Raw genomic sequence first — 18,326 nt, forward strand, 5'->3', positions numbered from 1 at the left:
CCTGATGACCCGCTCCAAGCGCGGCGGCACGCCTTCGCGTGCCGCCAAGCGCCATACCCGCTCACCACGTTCATCGAAGAGCCCCGAGGGCGGCACGCCCGAAAACACGGCCGGCGGCACGGCCGGCGGCACGGCGAACGGCTCCCCGAAGCGATCGCGGAAGAGCCGGCAGAAGCGTTCAGGGCGGCGGGTGCCGCTGCGCCATCTGCTGCCCTGCGTGCTGCTTCTCGCCCTGATGGCCATGCTGATGCTGCGCGGATACGTGCACAGCGAGATCCTCGCGGACCACCGGGTCGGGCCGCCCGTGTCGAACGACCGGGTGCCGAAGAAGATACTGAAGGGCGGGCCCGTGATCGACACCCGCTCGGGCCGCCAGATCAGCCTCGAAGTCCCCGACTACGAGTTGGTCCTGACGTTCGACGACGGGCCGGACCCCAAGTGGACCCCCAAGGTCCTCGACATGCTGAAGAAGCACGAGGCCAAGGCCGTCTTCTTCATCACCGGCACCATGGCCTCCCGCTACCCGGACCTGGTCCGGCGCATGGTCGACGAGGGCCACGAGATCGGCCTGCACTCCTTCAACCACCCGGATCTCTCGCTCCAGACCAAGGACCGCATCGACTGGGAGCTGTCCCAGAACCAGCTCGCGCTCGCCGGCGCCGCCGGCATCCGCACCTCGTTGTTCCGGCCGCCGTACTCCTCATTCTCGGAGCGCATGGACAACCGGACGTGGCCGGTGACGCAGTACATCGGCAGCCGCGGCTACATCACCGTCGTCAGCGACACGGACAGCCAGGACTGGAAACGGCCGGGCGTCGACGTGATCATCCGCCGGTCCACGCCCGAGCGCGGCGAGGGCGCGGTCGTGCTGATGCACGACTCCGGCGGCGACCGCTCGCAGACCGTCGCCGCGCTGGACCGGTACATCGCCCAACTCCAGGTCAAGGGCTACAAGTTCGACACCCTGACCGGCGCCCTGAATGCTCCCAGCGCGCACACCCCGGTCAGCGGCCTCGGCCTGGTGAAGGGCAAGGTCTGGGTGACGCTGGTGCAGGTGTCGGAGAAGACGACGAGCGTCCTCGTCGTCGCCCTCGCGGTCGTCGGCGTCCTCGTCCTCGCCCGCTTCGGCCTGATGCTGATCCTGTCGATCGCGCACGCCCGCAAGGTCAGGCGACGCAATTTCCGCTGGGGCCCGGACGGGCCCGTCACCGAACCGGTGTCGGTGCTCGTCCCGGCGTACAACGAGGCCAAGTGCATCGAGATGACGGTCCGTTCGCTGGTGGCGAGCGACCACCCCATCGAGGTGCTGGTCATCGACGACGGCTCCAGCGACGGCACGGCCGGCATCGTCGAGGAGCTGGGCAAGGACCTGCCGGGCGTCCGCGTCGTACGGCAGCTCAACGCGGGCAAGCCGGCCGCCCTCAACCGGGGCATCGCCAACGCCCGGCACGAGATCATCGTCATGATGGACGGCGACACGGTCTTCGAACAGTCCACGGTCCGTGAGCTGGTCCAGCCCTTCGCCGACCCCCGCGTCGGCGCGGTCGCGGGCAACGCCAAGGTGGGCAACCGGGACACCATGATCGGCGCCTGGCAGCACATCGAGTACGTGATGGGCTTCAACCTCGACCGCCGGATGTACGACATCCTGCGCTGCATGCCGACGATCCCCGGCGCGGTCGGGGCGTTCCGGCGCGAGGCCCTCGAACGCGTCGGCGGCATGAGCGAGGACACCCTCGCCGAGGACACCGACATCACCATGGCCATGCATCGCGACGGCTGGCACGTCGTGTACGCCGAGAACGCGCGGGCCTGGACCGAGGCCCCGGAATCCGTCCAGCAGCTGTGGTCGCAGCGCTACCGCTGGTCGTACGGCACCATGCAGGCGATCTGGAAGCACCGGGGCTCGCTCTTCGACCGGGGCGCCTCCGGCCGCTTCGGGCGCGTGGGCCTGCCGCTGGTGTCGCTGTTCATGGTCGTGGCGCCCCTGCTGGCCCCGCTCATCGACGTGTTCCTGCTCTACGGGCTCGTCTTCGGGCCGACGGAGAAGACGATCGGCGCCTGGCTGGGCGTCCTGGCCGTCCAGGTCGTGTGCGCGGCGCTGGCGTTCCGCCTCGACAAGGAGCGCATGACCCACCTGATCTCGCTGCCGCTCCAGCAGATCCTCTACCGCCAGCTCATGTACGTCGTCCTGCTGCAGTCGTGGATCACGGCCCTGACCGGCGGCCGGCTGCGCTGGCAGAAGCTGCGGCGAACCGGGGCCGTGGGGCTGCCGGGCGCACCGCAAGAGGCGTATGTGCCCCAGCAGCAGTCCGGGGAGCGGAGGCCGGTCGGATGAGCACGCTCACGCAGGACTCCACGCCGCAGACCCCGCCCGCCCCGGCCGCTCCCGGCCGGGACCGCTACTTCGACCTCCTCCGGGCCCTCGCCCTCTTCCGGGTGGTCCTCTACCACCTCACCGGCTGGGCCTGGCTGCCGCTCCTCTTCCCTTCCATGGGCGTGATGTTCGCGCTCGCCGGCAACCTCATGGCGCGCTCGCTGAAGCGCCCGGCACTGGGGGTCATCCGGGGCCGGCTCCGCCGACTGCTGCCGCCGGTGTGGCTGCTGGGCGTCGTGGGCGTGACGGGGATGGTGGTCCAGGGCTGGGGGCCGGACGCGGACGGGCACCCCGTCTGGTGGTGGTTCCACCTCACGTTCTGGATCCTCCCGATCAGCGACCCGCCGTACGCCGAGGGCCTGCCCGGAGTGCACGGCCTCATCGGCGCGGACTGGGCCGTGGAACTGGCCGGACCCCTCTGGTACGTCCGCGCCTACCTCTGGTACGTCGTCCTGTCCCCGCTGCTGCTCCGCGCGTTGCGGGCGGTGCCGGTGGTGACGGTTTTCGCGCCGATCGCGCTGGCCGGGGTGTTCGAGCTGGGTCTGCTGGAGCTGCCGGGCGAGCGGTTCTCCTCGGGGATGACGGACTTCAGCACCTTCGGCGCCTGCTGGATCCTCGGCATGGCCCACCAGGAGGGCATGCTCAAGCGCCTCCCGCGGTACATCGTCCCGTCCGTGGCCCCGGCGATCGCCCTGGTCGGCCTCTGGTACGCCCTGAACCACGACTTCGGCGACGGCAACGACCTGGACAGCATGCCGTTCGCCCAGGCCCTCTGGTCCGTCGCCACGGTGGCGCTGCTGCTGCACATCAGCCCGTCGTGGCAGGAGTGGCCGGACCGGCTGCGCCGCTGGGACGGAGTGATCGGTCTCCTCAACTCCCGTGCGGTGACGATCTATCTCTGGCACAACACCTGCATCCTGATCGCCGCGACCCAGTGGGACCGGCTGTGGAGCGTGGCGTTCCTCGAACAGAACGTCCCGTGGCTCCTGGAGAGCGTCTGGCCCGTGCTGGTCGTGACCTGGCTGCTCATCGCCTGCTGCGTCGTCACCTTCGGCTGGGCGGAGGATCTGGCGGCGCGCCGGAAGCCGAGATTGTGGCCGAGAAGTGCGGATCGTGGGAGGGCCCCGAGCAGGCACTGACGCGGATGGTCCGTTGCGTGCGCTCGGTCATGTATTGACCCGGTAACCAACCGGGATACGCACTTGCGTACGGCTGAGCGGGTGGTGGATGTTGGGCTCGCTTGAGGCAGGTGTTCTCGCACGTATTGCCTCGCCGAAGCGACTCGAGGAGTGACACCCGCCGATGACTCAGCCTCCCGGCCAGCCGCCGTACGACGGTTACGGTGCCCAGCCGCCGCAGCAGCCGTACCCGGGGCCGTACACGCCCCCGCCGGTGCCCGGGCAGCCGTCGGCCCCGGGCCAGGTCCCCGGCCAGCCGCCGAACCCGTACGCCACGGCTCCGCAGCAGCCGTACGCGACGGCTCCGCAGCAGCCGTACGGGGGCGGCGGGCAGCCGCCGTACGGGGCGCCGGGTATGCCGGGGGCACCGGGGGCACCCAACTACGGCCCCCAGTACGGGGGTTACCCGCCGCCACCCCCGCCCTCCGGCGGTAGCGGCGGCAAAGTCGCGCTGATCATCGTGGCCGCCGTGGCGGCGCTCGCGGTGATCGGCGGCGGCGTCTTCCTCCTCACCGGCAACGGGGACGACACCGACACGGCCAAGCCCCGGCAGAGCGTGTCGGCGCAGGCGAGCGAGTCCGAGAGCCCGTCCGAGGAAGCCACGGACGAGGCCACGGAGGAGGCCACGGACACGCCCGACGGCGGTCTGGACGACGGTGGTTCGTCCACCGCGCCGGCCAAGGGCGTCGAAGGTCAGTGGCAGGACGACGAGGCCCGCACCCTGACGATCGGCGCCGCGCAGACCGCCGGGGAGAGCAAGGGCCAGCACCCGCTGTCCTACATCGACATGGTCGGCGGCAAGGGCATCATGACCGGCGTCGGCAAGTACCGCGACGACAACAACTTCCGCATGGCCCTCACCCCCATGGCCTCGGCGGACGTCAGCGACGACGACATCACCTTCGCCACGGTCCGCCGGTCCGGCGACGACGTGGTCATCACCTGGGAGGCGGGCGGTACGGACACGCTCAGCTATGTGGGCGAGTCGTCGAGCTGACCCCGGCTGATTCGCCTCTCCGCTCCCTTGAGGGTCTGTATGAGGGAGCGGAGGGGGGGTGGGGTGGTGGTGAGGATGGTGGCGGGGGTGTCGCTTTCGCGGAGGAGGATGTCTCCGGTGGGGGCGGTGGCGACGTAGACGCAGTTGGAGGCGTCGCCACTGTAGGTGGACTTCTGCCAGTGGATGGTGGACATGCCGGGGCCTCTCAGAGGTCGTGCGCGACGCGGTGGATGAAGTCGCGCGATGCTTCGGGGCTCAAGGCGTTCGCCTCCATGTGGTCCACCACTGCTCGGTACTTGCTCAACTGGGCCTCGCCGTCGAGGAACTCGCAGCCGTGATGGGTGTCCAGCTGCACGCTGTCGAGTTGGCGCACGGCTCCCGCCACGTAGTCGATGCCCTGGCCGGTGCCGTGGAAGCTTTCCCTGCCGAAGGGGACGACTCGGACGGTGACATGGGCGAGTTCGCTCGTGTCGATGATGTGCCGGAGCTGTTTGACGGCGACGTCTCGGCCGCCGAATCCCATTCTCAGCGCTGCTTCGTGGATCGTCGCCGTGTACGGAGTGGGTTCCGCCCGGTGGAGGATGCCCTGCCGCTTGATGCGATGGGTGAGCCGGTGCTCGATCTCGTACTGCTGCAGGGGAGGGAACACGCCACGGAAGAGGGCGCGGGCATGGTCCGTGGTCTGTAGCAGGGCGGGGACGTGAATGACCAGGGCCACGCGCAACTCGGTGGCGTAGTGCTCCAGTTCCGCGAGGTCGATCAGGCCGACGGGGAGGTGCTCCCGGTACTCATCCCACCAGCCGCGCGTACGGCCTCCGGTCATCGCGGCCAGGGCGTCTACAAGGGCCGGATCGGCACAGCTGTAGGTACGGGCGAACGTGCGCACACGATCGGCGCTGACGGCGTATCGGCCTGACTCGATGCTGCTGATCTGCGCCTGCTTGACGCCGAGCAGCCCTGCGGCGGCGCTGGACGTCAGCCCTGCGTGCTCCCTCAGTTTGCGCAGTTCGGCACCCAGGCGCTGCTGGCGCAGGGTGGGGGTACTGGGCGGCACTGGGCCTCTCTCGTCTATGCCGTGCCTCTGTGGTCACCCACAGGAGGTAATTGTGAACTCTAGCGCTAGATCGATGTTAATTTTCACATCGCCTCCGCTACGGTGAATCTGTACGGCTCAACTGGCCCGGCCCGTAAGCCGGAAGCGCACCTACTCGGGCACTGCCACCGCACGACGCCGCCGTTGAGCAAGTCCAAGTTCCCTTCCTCCCCGGAGACGTTCATGGTCACCGTATCCCCGCTCGACTCCCGTTCGCCCGAATGCTGGAAGTACGCCCTCCGTCTGCCCTGTGACCCCCGCGCCGCCCGTATCGCCCGCGTGACCGTGCGGGCCATCCTGTCGAGCCACGGCCTCCACGAGATCGTCGACGTCACCGAACTGCTGACCTCGGAGCTGGTCACCAACGTGTACCAGCACACGAAGGGCCCCTCCTCCGTACGCCTGGTCGCCCTCGGTGGCGGGCGGCTGCGTGTCTTCGTCTGGGACGACAGCGCGTACGTCCCGCCTCCGTTCGGCGACCCCGACGCCGTACCGGTCCCACCCCCGCCCTCGACGGACATCGACCACGGCCGAGGCCTCTTCCTCATCCGGCAGTGCGCCGACCGATGGGGGTGCTGGCCGGTGGAGGGCGGGAGCCTCGGGACGGGTGGAGGGAAGCTGATGTGGTTCGAGCTGGGCGGCGCAGAGGTGGAGTCTCGATGCGTAGCTGTCTGATTACGGATCGCGTCGCAATCGTCGTAGGAGTGACCGTCGGCCAGGGCGGCGCATCTCCTCCGCGGGGCGTCCGGTCAGGGAGCCGTCCCTATACTCAAGCCATGGACCAGGACCTGGAGCGAGCCGCACTCGTCGCACTGTTGCGGCGCGGCGGCCGCCCCTGGCCCGAGCTGACCGACCAGATCGAGACCGTCGGAAGCGCCAGCGAGGTCCTGGAGAGCGCGCTCGACGCCTCGGGCCAGGGCGCTCTGTTCGACACTGGGCCCGTCGTGGATCTGGAAGCCGTCGCTGCGGAGATCGCCGCGTGGGAGCGCGAGGGCATGCGCCTGGTAACGATCCTCGACGAGGACTATCCGCTCTACCTGCGGCTGGTCCATCAGCGGCCACCTTTCCTGTTCCTGCGCGGCACCGCTGTCGAGGACGACCTACGGGTCGCCGTCGTCGGCACTCGCACCCCCACGCCGGAGGGAATCGCCCACGCTCGCGCCATCTCCGGGGGACTTGCCGAACGCGGAGTCACGGTGGTCAGTGGCCTGGCCGCCGGAATCGACACGGCAGCACACGGCACCGCGCTCGCAGTCGGCGGCCGGACGGTCGCGGTTGTCGGCACCGGCCTGCACCGCGCCTACCCGGCGCAGAACGCCCGCCTGCAGCAGGAGATCGCGGAGCGAGGACTGGTGCTCTCCCAGTTCTGGCCGGACACGCCGCCCTCGAAGGCGTCGTTCCCCATGCGCAACGCTGTGATGAGCGGCTACAGCCTGGCCACGGTAGTGGTCGAGGCGGCGTACCGCAGCGGGGCTCGCATGCAGGCCCGCCTCGCCCTGGAACACGGCCGCCGGGTCTTCCTCATGCGCTCTCTCATGACTCACGAATGGGCGAGGGAGTACGCGAGTCGACCGAACACGACCGTCATCGACGGCCCGGCCGACGTCTTCGACCACCTCGACTCCCTCGTCCCCGCCACGGGCGAGCTGACCTGGGCGTAAGAGGCGGATCCGGGTGGCAACCGTTGAGGGGCTGTCCGCCCGCTACGCCAACTTCCTGGTTCACCCTTTACTGCCGGACACGGGCGTGTGTCAGGTATGCCGAGGTCCTGCGAAACCCGGCTATCCCACCTGCTGGCAGTGTGGCAAGGCCAGAAAGATCCTCGGTGTGGGGGTCGCCGACGCCGTGGTCCCGGTGAGCCTGGCCCTCAAGAACGAGCAGTACGCCAATGAGCTGTGGCGCTACAAGAACACCACAGGGCCCCAGCGGCAGTACTTCCAGATGGGCCTTGCGGCCGTCCTGTGGCGTTTCCTCGCCCTGCACGAAGTCTGCGTCGCGGCCCACTGCGCGGTCCCCGGCTTCGGCGTGGTCACCACCGTTCCCAGCACCAGCGGGCGCGAAGGTCATCCCCTGCGCACCATGGTGGCCGACGTCGTCGGCGTCACCCGCGACCGCTACCGAGACCTGCTCACACCGACGCCGAACGCGACCGCCCTCGGCCGTACCGCTTCCCCCGCGCGCTACACCTCATCGGCGCTCTGGGGTGAGAACGTCCTGCTCATCGACGACACCTGGGCCACCGGCCACCATGTCCAGTCCGCAGCGGCAGCTTTAAAGTCCTCCGGTGCAGGCAGTGTGGCCGTCGTCGTTCTCGGGCGCCATCTCAACACCACCTTCGGCGACACCGCCACGCATGTCGAGCAGGCGCGTCTGCGCCGCTTCTCCTGGGACGTCTGCACGCTCCGGCCCTGGCAACACGGCTGAACACTCCCCCGGTCTCGTCTCGGACCAGGACAACGCGGGCGTGTGGGGGTGGGCCGAAGACTGCGGTCCACCCCCACCGCTGTGCCCCTACTTCCCGGTCGTCGCCGACCACACCGTCACGGCCAGGGCCGAGCAGGACGTCACCGCGGCGAGTGACGGGAGGGGCCAGCGGGAGCGTTCCAGGGCGTCCAGGCGGTCCTCGTGCTCGGAGAGGGTCTTGTCGGTCTGGTCGGCGCGTTGGAGGAGGAGGGCGAGGTCGCCCCGGGTGGTCGCGAAGCCGACGTCCACGGCGCGCCGCAGCCGCTCCAACTCCAGGGCCACGGAGGCCCGTTCGTCACTGCTCACCATCGGCGCCCCCTTCGGTCCCGGCCTTGAGCCACGGTGGAAGCAGTCGTTCCACCGACGGCACGGACATCAGTCGGCTGAACGCCGTGGCCGCGACCACCAGCGTGGCGTAGCCGGGGAGATCGGCCACTCCAGGGGTGCCGGCGAGCAGCGGGACGGCGGCCGCCACCGCCAACAGCGCCTGCAACGCCGTACGTACCGCTCTGCGGTTCGAGTCGGTCATCGTTGTCCTCAACCTCCGTTCAGGTGCGGGGGACGCGCAGTTTGTCCCAGCTGGCGCGGCCGGGGATGCCGTCCGCGTCGGTGCCGGAGTAGCCGAGCTTGTGCTGCCAGGCGGCGTACGAGCGGCGGTCGGCGGCGGTCCAGGACGGGCCGGGGCCCACCTCGTAGCGACCGCATCCCTCGGCCACGAGCCGCCTGCCCATGGCGGTGACGACCGCGCTGCGGCGGCCGGTGGCGAAGAACGCGGCGCCCGGGAAGGGTTCGTACGAGACCGTCTCCGTGCCTCCGGTCGTCGTTCTGCTCAGGCGCTTCGCGATTTTCGTCCGCATCCCCGCCATCGAGAACGTCGGGTCGATCTTCCGGGTCGTCCACTCCTTGTGGCCGATGACCCGGGACGCGGCCCAGCCGTGCGCCCGGCACACCGCCGCCGCGACCTTCTCCACGGCCGCCAGCTGGGCGTCCGGGTAGGGGTCGCGGCCGTTGCCGAGGTTCTCGATCTCGAAGCCGTAGAAGTGCGCGTTGCCGTCGACCGCGTCCGCGCCCGGGCGGGACGGGATCGTCGTAGCGTTCCGTACGGCGTTGTACGTGGCCGACGCGCCGCGGCCGGCGTGGTTGGTGCGGCCGTAGCCGACCAGGTGGACCGTGCCGTCCTTCGCGATGACCGCGATGCACAGGGGGCCCGGGAGGCCGGTCATGCCGGTTCGGCACAGGGCGATGCTGTCGCGGCCCGCCGTGTGGTGCAGCATCACGCCCTGGGCCGGGCCCCAGGCGCCGACGGTGTCGCGGTTGTGGGTGGACCAGTTGCCGTGCTTCTTGAGCATGACGCCTTCGGCGCGCAGGGCCGCCTCGAAGGCGGCGGCGGAGAGGGGTGTGGCCATGGGCCTGTTTCCTTTCGGGCAGGAGGTCGGGCAGGAGAAAGCCCCGGTGCGCCGCGGGGGAGCGGCGTACCGGGGCTGGGCTCTCGTGGAAGGGGGATCGGGGGAGGGGCTCAGAGAACGGGATCGACCCTGATGAAGCGGTTGTCGTAGCTGGCCGTGTTCGTGCTCGTGGGCACCGCCGACCAGTACGTCGGGGTCGCCGAGTAGGCCGTGCCCGCCGTGCGGCCCGAGACCAGGAACTGACTCGACGTCGACACGCGGTCCGTGCCGAGGAGCATGGCGCAGCGGTCGATCGTGGAGGTCAGGAACACCGAGCTGCGGTCGCCTCGGTCACGGGTTCGCTCGCGGCGCCGGTCCCGGTCTCGGTCACGCCGTCCGGGTCGGGCTCCGCCACGGGGGGCGTCTCCACCTCCGTCGTGCTCCGTCCGTCCGCCGCGTCCGGCGAGGCGATCACCTCGTCCTCCTCGTCCTCCTCGGGCTCGGCGGGCTCGGGCCGTTCCTCGGGCGGGTTCTCGGTGACGGTCACCTCCACGGGAGCGGCGGCCACCACCGTGACCTCCTCCTCCTTCGCCTCGAAGTACGCGGTGAGGCTGGTCGCCACGGCCGAGGCCAGCCGTAGCAGCTGCTCCTCGGCCAGCACCACCGGCACCGCCTCCGAACTGTTATCGGACATGTGCGGACTCCTTGATCTCTCCCCAGGTCAGCCCGGACGCGGTCAGCACCGCGTGGGTCGGGAAGGTGCTCGTGACGGAGGCGTACGTCGCGTACGTCACCGTCACCGGGTCGCTCGGCGCGTCGGGGGTGAGCTGGAAGTCCTCCGGCAGGGGGCCGGGGTCGACACCACGCAGGGTCAGGGTCTGCTGCACACCGCCGTCGGCCGTGGCCGAGGTACGGATGCCGACGACCCAGGCGAGGGTGTCGAGCGCGGCACCGGTGGTGTCCACCACCCGTACGACGTCCCCGAGTTGGATCCGGGGGTCGTACAGCACGTCCACGTCACCGATGACCGGCACGGGCAGGACACCCGCGTCCCGCATCGCGTGGGCGAGGGCGGAGGCGGTGGACGCGTCCTGGACCCAGTCGGTGGTCTCGGCGGTGTACTCCTGACGGCCGTAGAACTTCTCGCTGGCGACCCCGGCCGGGTCGTTCGCGGGATTCTCCAGGTAGGCGATGGCCTGGCGTTCCACCGGGTCGGCGGACGGCTTCAGCGTCTGGAGGAAGAACGACGGGGTGCCGGTCTTCGTGGCCGTGTAGAGGGTCTGCGTGCTGCGGTTGGCGAACCGGACGACGAGATAGCCGTCCTCACGGCGGACCAGGAGGTCCACGGCCCCCTTGACCGAGGTTCCGCCGGTGGCGGCGGTGCCGAAGCGGACGTTCGTGCCCGGCTCGGTGACGGAGTCGTCGTCCGTGCCGGGCGGGCTGACGTCGTACTCGTCGTCCGCCATCAGGTACTTGACGGTGGTCGTCGTACTGGCCGGGATCGTACGGACGACCGTGTCGGTGAACGTCGTGCCGGTGACCGGCCCGGTGATACCGGTCCAGTCCTTGTACGGCTGGATGCAGTAGTTGCGGCAGGCGTCGATCTCCTCGGTCGCGGTGAGCGACGCGATCTCCCGCACGCTGGTGAGCGTGAGGTCGGCGACGGTCGGTTTCGTGGCGAACCGGGAGTAGTTCCGCCAGCGGAAGACGCCCCGCTCGTCGATCTCGGCGGTCGACATGCTCGCCTTGGCGATCTGCGAGATCACCTCCCACTGCGAACCGGTCACCCGGGGCAGCACGATCAACGGCAGGATGACGTCGTCGAGTTCGACGCTCTTGGTCCAGGCGTGGTCCCCGGTCTGTGAGAACTCCGCCGGGCCCGGCATGGCCGCCATGCCACTGGTGACCTGGACGCACTCGGTCGGCATGTCCGTGAAGAGGCTGACCTGCCGGAGCTCCGAGGCCGGCTGGAGCGCCGAGGAGTCCGTGTACGTCGCCGGCGTACCGAGGAACTGGGTGCCGTCGGGGGCGGTCAGCTGGGGCCGGACCGTCGGGTAGACGCTGGTGCCGGTGGAGCTGGTGTCGAAGAAGGCGCCGATGTGCCAGACCCCGCGCTGCTGCCAGATGCCGCGCAGGGTCGGTTCGCTGATGCCGGACCACTGGAAGTACCAGCCGTCGGCCGTGTCCGAGGAGTAGATGCGCGCCCAGCCCTCGGCGAAGTCGACCACCAGCTCCAGATAGCCGGTGGCCGAGCCGTTGCGGTTCAACTGCAGTTGGAGGGTGACCCGGTCGCTGTTGCTGGGCACCGCGTCGTCGTCGAGGTCGCCGTACGCGACCGCGTTGTTCACCCAGGCCTCGACGAGGATCCTGCTGCCGGGTACCGTCACCCGGCCGCGTGGGAACCAGCTCGCCTTCAGCTGCGGCCCCTTGGGCACCAGTGCCATCTCGTGCGGCGCGCCCTGCCGGCTGAAGACATAGCTGTCGGCGGGCGGCACGTGCTCCGGCTGCCCGTACGGGGTGCTGAACCCGCCGTGCAGCGAGGCATACACCAGGGTCAGCGGCCGGCCCTCGACGAAGTCCGGGTACCGGGGCGGCGGGCAGGCGTACGCGCCGCCCTGGCGCAGCAGCTCCGACACGCACCAGGTCGCGGACGACACCGGGCGGCCGCTCTTCCACAGGAACCCGGCGTACGGCTTCGGCAGGACGGCCGGTCCACGCAGTCGTTCCGCCCCGTCCAGCGCGGTGACCTGCGCACTGTCGGTGCCGGAGGTGGTGGAACGGGAGCGAACGGTGCCCCGGAACGCCGGGAGCTTCGCGCCGCCGACCCCGTTCTCGTGGACGACGGACTGGCCGGGGCGTACGACGTCCCCGGTGGCCCGGTCGGCCCACGGGGAGTACATCTCGGGCGCCGACTTCCCGGCCGCACCGGACAGCTGCACCTGCAACTGGGCGGCGGAGGAGCCGGAGAAGGCCCGCATCGCGGCGGGCAGATCGGTCGCGTACGAACGCTCCACCTGCCACGACTGGACCTGCGCCGAGACGTCCTTGCCGCCGAGGCGGGTGGTGTGGGTGGTGGTGCGCTCACCGGCCGCGAGAGCGGACTCGTTGGCGTCGTCAGCCGGCTGCACTGGACACCTCCACGAGGTCGAGACCGAAGTTGCGGAACGGGAGCGGCCGGCCGGGCGTGTCGCTGTAACCGGTCACGGCCATCGGCGGCAGTCCGTCGCCCGGGACGCCCGCCGCCGCCGTACCGCCGTAGGTGAGGCAGGCGCCGGTGAGGGAGTACGTGCCCGCCGTGCCCGGCATGCAGGTCGGTGTGACGTACGCGGCGCCGGCCGGAACGTTGCCGGTGACCAGCGGGCCGGAGGCGGAGACCGTACTGATGTACGTGCCGTCGGCCTTCTTGAAGTCCAGGCCGACACTCTCCGTGCTGAGCGCGGCGATCGCGGTCGGCGCCTGGAACGAGACCTGGAGCCCCGGCGAGACCGGGAAGTTGCCGACGGTGCCGACGCAACGCCAGGCCACGGCACCGGTCGCCGCCGTCGCGGTGAACGTGAATGTGCCGGGCGCCGTCGTGCTCTCGGCGACCGTGCCGGACGCGGTCGCGAACCACTGGGCGAGGCCGGCGATGTCCGTGGCGCCCTTCAGGCCCTGACCGAGGGCCTGGCCCGCGGTGAGCACATTGCCGGCGGCCGGGTCCACGAGGAACACGGTCGGCGTGAGCGAGCCGTCCACACGCCGGGCGATCCGGTCGAGCGCCCGGGCGTGCGCCGGTGGGAGCAGGTCCCAGGCCAGCTTGATCCGGCGTACGGGCGCGAGGTTACGGGTGACGGTGACCCGGCCGCCGAGCGACTTGAACTCGCTGACGCCGAGGTCGGCGGTGCGGTCGAAGGACTTGGCCGCCTGATCGATCTCGTGCATGGAACCGGGCGGGCCGATCCAGAGATTTCCCATGATGTCCCCTGGTGGTGGGCGGTTGAGGGCATGAAAAAGCCGATGGCGGCGGCTGATCGCCGAATGCCATCGACTGCTGCTGATGAAGGCGTTGCCGAACCCGGAGTCGTTACCGGCGGGCGAGCTGCCGCTGGCCGAGGAACACCGCGCGGGCGATCTCCTGGGAGTCGACCTGGATGACGACGGGCCGGTCGGCGAGCCGTTCCACGGCGGAGGCGAGGGTGCGCAGACCGCCGCCGGAGCCGAGCATCCGCTCCAGCTTGGAGAGTGGGATGACCGCCTCGTGCTCGCCGGCCTCACCGAGCAGCGCGAGCGTGCCGCCGGAACGGGCCTGGACGATGCCGCCCTTGGCGAGCTGCGGGACGGGGAGCGTCGGCAGGTTGAACTGGAACCCCTTGCCACCGATCACCGGAACCCAGTCCGGCACCTTGATCTTGACCCGGTTCAGCGAGCCGATCAGCGCGTTCAGCCCCCGGATCAGCATCCGCGACGGCAGCATGAACCCGTTCACGACGCCCTTGAACAGCGGCCCGAGCATCTTCGCCGCCGACGACGAGGCGTTCTTGATCGCACTCCAGGCGGCGACGAGCCCGCGCTTCACGAGGGCGGCGACCTTGTCCATGTTGACGAACTGGGCGATGAGGGGCCCGAGCAAGGTCATGATCAGCCCGAACGGACTCGCCGCCATGGCCAGATTCAGCCCCTTCTGAGCGAGCGAGGCCCCCTTGAGCCCCTTGCCCAGACTTCCCATCGACTTCCCGCCCTTGTCGGCGTTCTTCCCGGCCTTCCCCACCGACTTCTCGACGGCGTCGGCCTGCTTCTTGACGCCCTGGAGCGCTGTCCTGGTGGTGTTGGCGGAGGACTTGAGCTTGTCGAGGGAGGACTTGAGCTTGTCGGTGCCGCTCTTGGACTTGGCGAACGAACCGTCCACTGTGCGAAGCCCTGTGTTGAGCTTTCGGACGGCGCTGTCACTGTTGTTGGCGGCGGTTCGGAGCTTCCCGACCGAAGTGGCTGTCTGCCCGCTCCCGTTCTTCAACTGCGCAAGGGGACTCGCGGCTGCCGCCGCCCCCTTCTGCAGCGCACTCATACCGCGAGTCGTCGTGTCGAGCTTTCCGCGCATGCCCTGCAGGCTCGCGGACACGTTCAGCACGGCTTGTTTGAGACTCATGGGGATTCACCTCCGGAGATGTTCGTGTGGCCTGTCAGGGTTCGTCAGCGGCCGTCCATCGTCCGCCTGAGCCCGCCGGCGGCCGTGTTCAATCGGTTTGTCTCGTCAGTGGCCCCTCGGGCTTCGCCGACCGCGCGTCGGGTTTCGCCCGTGGTGGGCGTGGTGCCGGGTGCCGTACGACGAGGTGGGGTGGGGTTGGTGACGGGCGCGGGAGTGGTCGTGCGGCCGTTCGCCGACTGTCCGGGGGTGCCGTTCGTCGGCCTTGTGGCGGGTGTGGGAGTGGGGGTGTTCGTCTGCTGTGGCGTCGGCGTCGGCGTCGGTGTCGGCTCCGGCCGGGGAATTCGTTCCAGGCGATGGATGAGTCTGGCGTTTTCCGGATCGTCGGTGTACCTGAGGTTCAGCCGCTTGAGGAGTGCTTCCTCGTTCAGTTTCAGGACCGAGGGAAGTTCGATCTTGATGATGTCCCAGGCGAGCTTGGCCGCCACGACTTCGAGCGCCAATCCCTTCCAGTCGCTGACGAAACCGGTGACTTCCGCCTTGTATTCGTTGAATTCATGCTTGAGGACGTATTTCTTTTCCTCCAGCTGCTTGAGTCGATTATCGATGGAGTCCTTGTTTCCGGCTCCGTTCATGCTCTTTCGGATGGAACCGAGTTCGCCGTCGATACGGGAGATCTCTGGATCTTTCTCTGACATGTCTCACCTCCAGTGGCGTGCGCGGTAAGGTCGGCGTGGTGATATCAGCGGGGCAGCCGGCAAGGGGGAGGGGCCGAGATGTCGTACGGATTCGGGTTCATTGGTCTGATTTTTCTGGCGCTGGGTGTGGTGATCCTCCGCAACGACCTACGGAGGTGGCGCAACGCGGTGTTCGCCACCGGGATCGTGGAAGAGAAGATCTTCAAGCCCGGCCGGTCGACGCCCGCTGGTGTGGTCGTCGCGTACACGTCGCAGGATGGCGCGACGAGGCAGGTTTCCCTGGCCCTCCCGGCTGAGCAAGCACCGGTCGCGGTAGGGGATCCGTTCGAGATCGTCTACGACCCGACTGACCTCAGGCAGGTGTCGAGAGCCGCTGCCCATGACCCGGGAAACCGTCCGCGTTTCAATGCCCTGATCGTGCTCGGCGTTTTGTTCTTGGCCGGCGCCGCGGTATTCCTGGCCATCGGGATCTGAACGGGCGGCGCGATTTCGGAGGTCTCCTCCGTCGTGGAAGAACGCCAGAACTGTCACGCCAGAACTGTCGCCGGGGATCCCGTGTGTCGGCTCGGCCCCGGACCGCGACCGCCTTGTGACGAAATGTGCTTACGTGGACGGGGAGTGCGGTACGGAGCTTGACGCGGAGGGCGAAGCGGCTCCGGATGCGGATGTCGCGTTACTCGGCGACGAGTTGGCCAGGCTGGTGCGGGCGCACGGTGGGTCGGAAGTCGTGCTGTTCACCGCGGCCGAGATGGAGCGGCGGGAGTTCGCCGCCTGTGCGCATGGCTGGAACGACGCCCTGGCGTCGTTGCCCCTGCAGTCGCGGCGGCCTCGATTCGTCGAGAAGAGCGCTCGGTCGAAGTCGCCGACCGTCCCGAAGCTCGAACGTGGGTCATCCCGGCGGCCGGACCGCCGGGATTTTTTTGACCATTGACACGTGTGCCCGCCGCCGAACCGTGGACGCGTGTACGTCCTGTCCTGCGGCGGGCCGACGGTGCGTGAGATGTCCTACGAGTCCTACGAGTCCTACGAGTCGTCGTCCGACGGGTGCGGGCGGGCGGACGGCGGATGGGGATGCGGGTGCGGGGACGCGGCCGGCGGAGGCGTTTGCTGGGGGAACGGGAGGATCTTGCCACCGGCGTCGCGGCGGGGCGGTGCGGCCGGCCCCGGCCCCGGGCCCTGGCTCTGACTGCGGAGGGCGGCCGCGGACCGGCGCCGCTGGTCCTCGTGTTCGCCGCGGTCCCGCCAGCCCTGCCCGTACGCCTTGAACTCGCGCTTCTCGATCTCGGTCCGGGTGGTGACGACCAGGTCCGCGGGGACGGCCCGCTGCATGCGTACGGCAAGGACCTGCCGCAGTTCGGCCTCGGCTCTGTCCAGCTCGACGCCGCCCCATGCCTCGCCCTCGTTGTTCGTCACTCGGCCCCCACTCCCCGCAGACTTCACACATGTGCTTCGAACATATGCTCGATTGCACCTCGCAGGATACCCGAAGTGCTTGTGGTGGCCAGGGCAAAACGGAGGCGGTTCCCGGCCACCTCACGCCGTAGGCCGAGCTCACGCCACCTCGTACGAGCCTCCGATGCGGATGAAGTTGGTGTTCGTCCAGGCATACCCGAGCAGCCCGCTGTTGGTGAGCTGGCCGAGGTGGGAGGTCGTGGCCGAGGCCGGACCCCACAGCGTGTATGTCGTCGCGTTGCTGTTCGCGGTCGGCTGGCAACTGATCATCGCGCGGCCCGCGCTGCTGCCCGAACCGCTGGTCGCGACGCCCTGGTGCTGCGGCAGCCCGCCCAGCGCGCCAGCCTTCACGGGGTAGCCGATGAAGTAGTCGCCACTGCCGTAGGTCGTCGTCGAGCCGAACTGCATCAGCATCGTGAAGTGGCAGGTCTTGCCCACGATCGCGTACTTGCCGGTCGCCGTCCCGTTGCCGATCGCCGGGTTGGTCGTCGAGGCAGTCCAGGTCGGTGTGTAGGTGTTCCAGGCGCCCATCGCCACCCAGACCGAGCCGGTGTAGTAGCTGAGCGTGCCGGGGCTGGTCAGCCAGGCGACCATGCCGGCGGCCGGGGTGGTGATCGCGGCGTCCCGGTCGGCGGCGGTCGCGTACCGCAGGACCGTACGGCCGTCGATCCCCTCGGCCAGGGACTGGAGGTGGAGTGGGAGGTTCGCGACGTCGGTGGGCTGCGGATACGGCAGCCCGCCGAGTGGGGTGTAGAGGGTCATGGGAGGGATCGCTCCTTGGCTCAAGAGAAGAACTGGGCGAGTTCGGTGGGTGTCGGGTTCCGGACCGGCTCGGCGGCCGCAGGCGGTGACGCGCCGGAGGGCGACGCGGCCGCCGTGGAGGGAAGTCCGGTTTGTTCGCTCTCCGCCGTCACCGGGCGCGGCACCGGCTCCGGGTAGTCCAGCGGCTCCGCGTCCTCGTCCCGGTTCACCGTGGCGAACATCCAGTTCGCCTCCGCGAGCTGGTCGACGACGGACGCCAGCAGGTAGTCGGTGACGGACCAGAGGGAGACCTCGCCGTGGAGTTCCTGGAGGGTCGCGCTGTCGCGTGGCAGGTGCTTGACCAGCACCGCGAGCCGACGGGAGGAGAGCCGGCCGCGGTGCCAGTCGAGCAGGTCCACGCCGTACTGGCGGAGCAGGTCCGCTTCGAGGGCCTCGGCGTGTTCATCGACGAACTCGCCGAGGCTCAGCCTTCCCCCAGGCCGAGCCCGGTCTCCTTGCCGTACGCCTCCATGATCGCGGCGATGTCCTGCATGGTGACGTCGAGGCGGTCGAAACGCTCGTACTGGGCGTCGCCCAGAAGCGCGCGCAGCAGGCCGTCCACGTCGTTGTCGTCGAGGTCGCGCAGGGTGCGCGCGGTCTTGCGGGTCAGCTCGGTGGGGAGCGTGAAGGTGTCCCCCTCGATGGTGAAGGACCAGGCGCGACCGAGCGCCTCCTGCCGCTGGGCACGGGCGGCGCCGACGTCGAATGCCATGGAGTGACTCCTTGTCGTAGAACGTGAGTTGATGCACCACAGGAGGTGCGG

General features: G+C 69.5%; 23 protein-coding genes. 8 read left to right on the forward strand and 15 right to left on the reverse strand.

The annotated features are described in order from the left end of the window. Positions 1–4 precede the first annotated feature (4 nt). The 3 genes from ACFU53_RS38000 to ACFU53_RS38010 all read left to right on the forward strand — a co-directional run bounded on the left by ACFU53_RS38000 (position 5) and on the right by ACFU53_RS38010 (position 4,552). A complete protein-coding gene (locus ACFU53_RS38000) occupies positions 5–2,338 on the forward strand; it encodes a glycosyltransferase (RefSeq protein WP_384003454.1) in 2,334 nt (777 codons plus the stop codon). Beyond that, positions 2,335–3,516: an acyltransferase gene (locus ACFU53_RS38005; RefSeq protein WP_384003386.1), complete on the forward strand. Its 1,182-nt coding sequence runs from the start codon at positions 2,335–2,337 to the stop codon at positions 3,514–3,516. The genes ACFU53_RS38000 and ACFU53_RS38005 overlap by 4 nt, the downstream gene beginning before the upstream one ends. 163 nt (positions 3,517–3,679) lie before the next feature. Beyond that, on the forward strand, positions 3,680–4,552 hold the full coding sequence (locus ACFU53_RS38010) for a hypothetical protein (RefSeq protein ID WP_384003389.1): 873 nt from the start codon (positions 3,680–3,682) through the stop codon (positions 4,550–4,552). On the opposite strand, the gene ACFU53_RS38015 is transcribed toward ACFU53_RS38010, so the two are convergent. Together ACFU53_RS38015 and ACFU53_RS38020 are read right to left on the reverse strand one after the other, a co-directional pair. Beyond that, positions 4,528–4,746 (reverse strand): DUF397 domain-containing protein, encoded by a 219-nt coding sequence (locus tag ACFU53_RS38015; protein ID WP_384003393.1) that lies wholly within the window; start codon positions 4,744–4,746, stop codon positions 4,528–4,530. The two genes, ACFU53_RS38010 and ACFU53_RS38015, sit on opposite strands and share 25 nt — an antisense overlap. Positions 4,747–4,757: 11 nt before the next feature. Then, positions 4,758–5,606: a helix-turn-helix domain-containing protein gene (locus ACFU53_RS38020; RefSeq protein WP_384003396.1), complete on the reverse strand. Its 849-nt coding sequence runs from the start codon at positions 5,604–5,606 to the stop codon at positions 4,758–4,760. Positions 5,607–5,828: 222 nt separating this feature from the next. Between ACFU53_RS38020 and ACFU53_RS38025 the strand changes: the two genes are divergently transcribed. From ACFU53_RS38025 to ACFU53_RS38035, 3 genes are all read left to right on the forward strand, one after another. Next, positions 5,829–6,320 carry an ATP-binding protein gene (locus tag ACFU53_RS38025; RefSeq protein ID WP_384003399.1) on the forward strand — a complete coding sequence of 164 codons (492 nt, stop codon included), beginning with the start codon at positions 5,829–5,831 and terminating at the stop codon, positions 6,318–6,320. A gap of 101 nt (positions 6,321–6,421) precedes the next feature. Then, positions 6,422–7,306: a DNA-processing protein DprA gene (locus ACFU53_RS38030; protein ID WP_384003402.1), complete on the forward strand. Its 885-nt coding sequence runs from the start codon at positions 6,422–6,424 to the stop codon at positions 7,304–7,306. Positions 7,307–7,472: 166 nt separating this feature from the next. Next, a complete protein-coding gene (locus ACFU53_RS38035; RefSeq protein WP_384003407.1) occupies positions 7,473–8,069 on the forward strand; it encodes a phosphoribosyltransferase in 597 nt (198 codons plus the stop codon). An 87-nt stretch (positions 8,070–8,156) separates the two neighbouring features. Here ACFU53_RS38035 and ACFU53_RS38040 read toward each other — a convergent pair whose 3' ends face one another. From ACFU53_RS38040 to ACFU53_RS38080, 9 genes are all read right to left on the reverse strand, one after another. Beyond that, complete coding sequence (locus ACFU53_RS38040) at positions 8,157–8,417, reverse strand: hypothetical protein (protein WP_384003410.1); 261 nt, start codon at positions 8,415–8,417, stop codon at positions 8,157–8,159. Further along, positions 8,404–8,637, reverse strand: a complete 234-nt coding sequence (locus tag ACFU53_RS38045; RefSeq protein WP_384003413.1) for a hypothetical protein — start codon at positions 8,635–8,637, stop codon at positions 8,404–8,406. Before ACFU53_RS38045 ends, ACFU53_RS38040 begins: the two co-directional genes overlap by 14 nt. 19 nt (positions 8,638–8,656) lie before the next feature. Beyond that, the gene (locus ACFU53_RS38050; protein WP_384003416.1) at positions 8,657–9,514 is read right to left on the reverse strand and encodes a peptidoglycan-binding protein; all 858 of its coding nucleotides are present in this window, start codon (positions 9,512–9,514) and stop codon (positions 8,657–8,659) included. Positions 9,515–9,624: 110 nt separating this feature from the next. Continuing rightward, the gene (locus ACFU53_RS38055) at positions 9,625–9,825 is read right to left on the reverse strand and encodes a hypothetical protein (RefSeq protein WP_384003419.1); all 201 of its coding nucleotides are present in this window, start codon (positions 9,823–9,825) and stop codon (positions 9,625–9,627) included. Beyond that, positions 9,816–10,187 carry a hypothetical protein gene (locus tag ACFU53_RS38060; RefSeq protein ID WP_384003422.1) on the reverse strand — a complete coding sequence of 124 codons (372 nt, stop codon included), beginning with the start codon at positions 10,185–10,187 and terminating at the stop codon, positions 9,816–9,818. Before ACFU53_RS38060 ends, ACFU53_RS38055 begins: the two co-directional genes overlap by 10 nt. Beyond that, positions 10,177–12,621: a hypothetical protein gene (locus ACFU53_RS38065; protein ID WP_384003425.1), complete on the reverse strand. Its 2,445-nt coding sequence runs from the start codon at positions 12,619–12,621 to the stop codon at positions 10,177–10,179. The genes ACFU53_RS38060 and ACFU53_RS38065 overlap by 11 nt, the downstream gene beginning before the upstream one ends. Further along, entirely contained in the window at positions 12,608–13,447 is an 840-nt protein-coding gene (locus tag ACFU53_RS38070) for a hypothetical protein (protein ID WP_384003427.1), read from the reverse strand. The genes ACFU53_RS38065 and ACFU53_RS38070 overlap by 14 nt, the downstream gene beginning before the upstream one ends. A gap of 109 nt (positions 13,448–13,556) precedes the next feature. Continuing rightward, positions 13,557–14,615, reverse strand: a complete 1,059-nt coding sequence (locus ACFU53_RS38075; RefSeq protein WP_384003430.1) for a hypothetical protein — start codon at positions 14,613–14,615, stop codon at positions 13,557–13,559. 44 nt (positions 14,616–14,659) lie between these two features. Beyond that, on the reverse strand, positions 14,660–15,310 hold the full coding sequence (locus ACFU53_RS38080) for a hypothetical protein (RefSeq protein WP_384003433.1): 651 nt from the start codon (positions 15,308–15,310) through the stop codon (positions 14,660–14,662). 78 nt (positions 15,311–15,388) lie between these two features. Here ACFU53_RS38080 and ACFU53_RS38085 point away from each other — a divergent pair, with 78 nt between their 5' ends. Both ACFU53_RS38085 and ACFU53_RS38090 read left to right on the forward strand, forming a co-directional pair. Beyond that, a complete protein-coding gene (locus tag ACFU53_RS38085) occupies positions 15,389–15,784 on the forward strand; it encodes a DUF3592 domain-containing protein (RefSeq protein WP_384003436.1) in 396 nt (131 codons plus the stop codon). A 133-nt stretch (positions 15,785–15,917) separates the two neighbouring features. After that, the gene (locus ACFU53_RS38090) at positions 15,918–16,241 is read left to right on the forward strand and encodes a hypothetical protein (protein WP_384003439.1); all 324 of its coding nucleotides are present in this window, start codon (positions 15,918–15,920) and stop codon (positions 16,239–16,241) included. A gap of 92 nt (positions 16,242–16,333) precedes the next feature. Here the strand turns inward: ACFU53_RS38090 and ACFU53_RS38095 are convergent, their stop codons facing one another. From ACFU53_RS38095 to ACFU53_RS38110, 4 genes are all read right to left on the reverse strand, one after another. Then, the gene (locus ACFU53_RS38095) at positions 16,334–16,723 is read right to left on the reverse strand and encodes a hypothetical protein (RefSeq protein ID WP_384003442.1); all 390 of its coding nucleotides are present in this window, start codon (positions 16,721–16,723) and stop codon (positions 16,334–16,336) included. A gap of 138 nt (positions 16,724–16,861) precedes the next feature. Then, positions 16,862–17,524, reverse strand: coding sequence for a hypothetical protein (locus tag ACFU53_RS38100; RefSeq protein WP_384003445.1), 663 nt, complete (start codon positions 17,522–17,524; stop codon positions 16,862–16,864). Between the two features lie 20 nt (positions 17,525–17,544). After that, on the reverse strand, positions 17,545–17,922 hold the full coding sequence (locus ACFU53_RS38105; RefSeq protein ID WP_384003448.1) for a hypothetical protein: 378 nt from the start codon (positions 17,920–17,922) through the stop codon (positions 17,545–17,547). Between the two features lie 65 nt (positions 17,923–17,987). Continuing rightward, a complete protein-coding gene (locus ACFU53_RS38110) occupies positions 17,988–18,275 on the reverse strand; it encodes a hypothetical protein (protein ID WP_384003451.1) in 288 nt (95 codons plus the stop codon). Positions 18,276–18,326 lie beyond the last annotated feature (51 nt).

This window comes from Streptomyces sp. NPDC057474 (assembly GCF_042802555.1).
Taxonomy (GTDB): domain Bacteria; phylum Actinomycetota; class Actinomycetes; order Streptomycetales; family Streptomycetaceae; genus Streptomyces.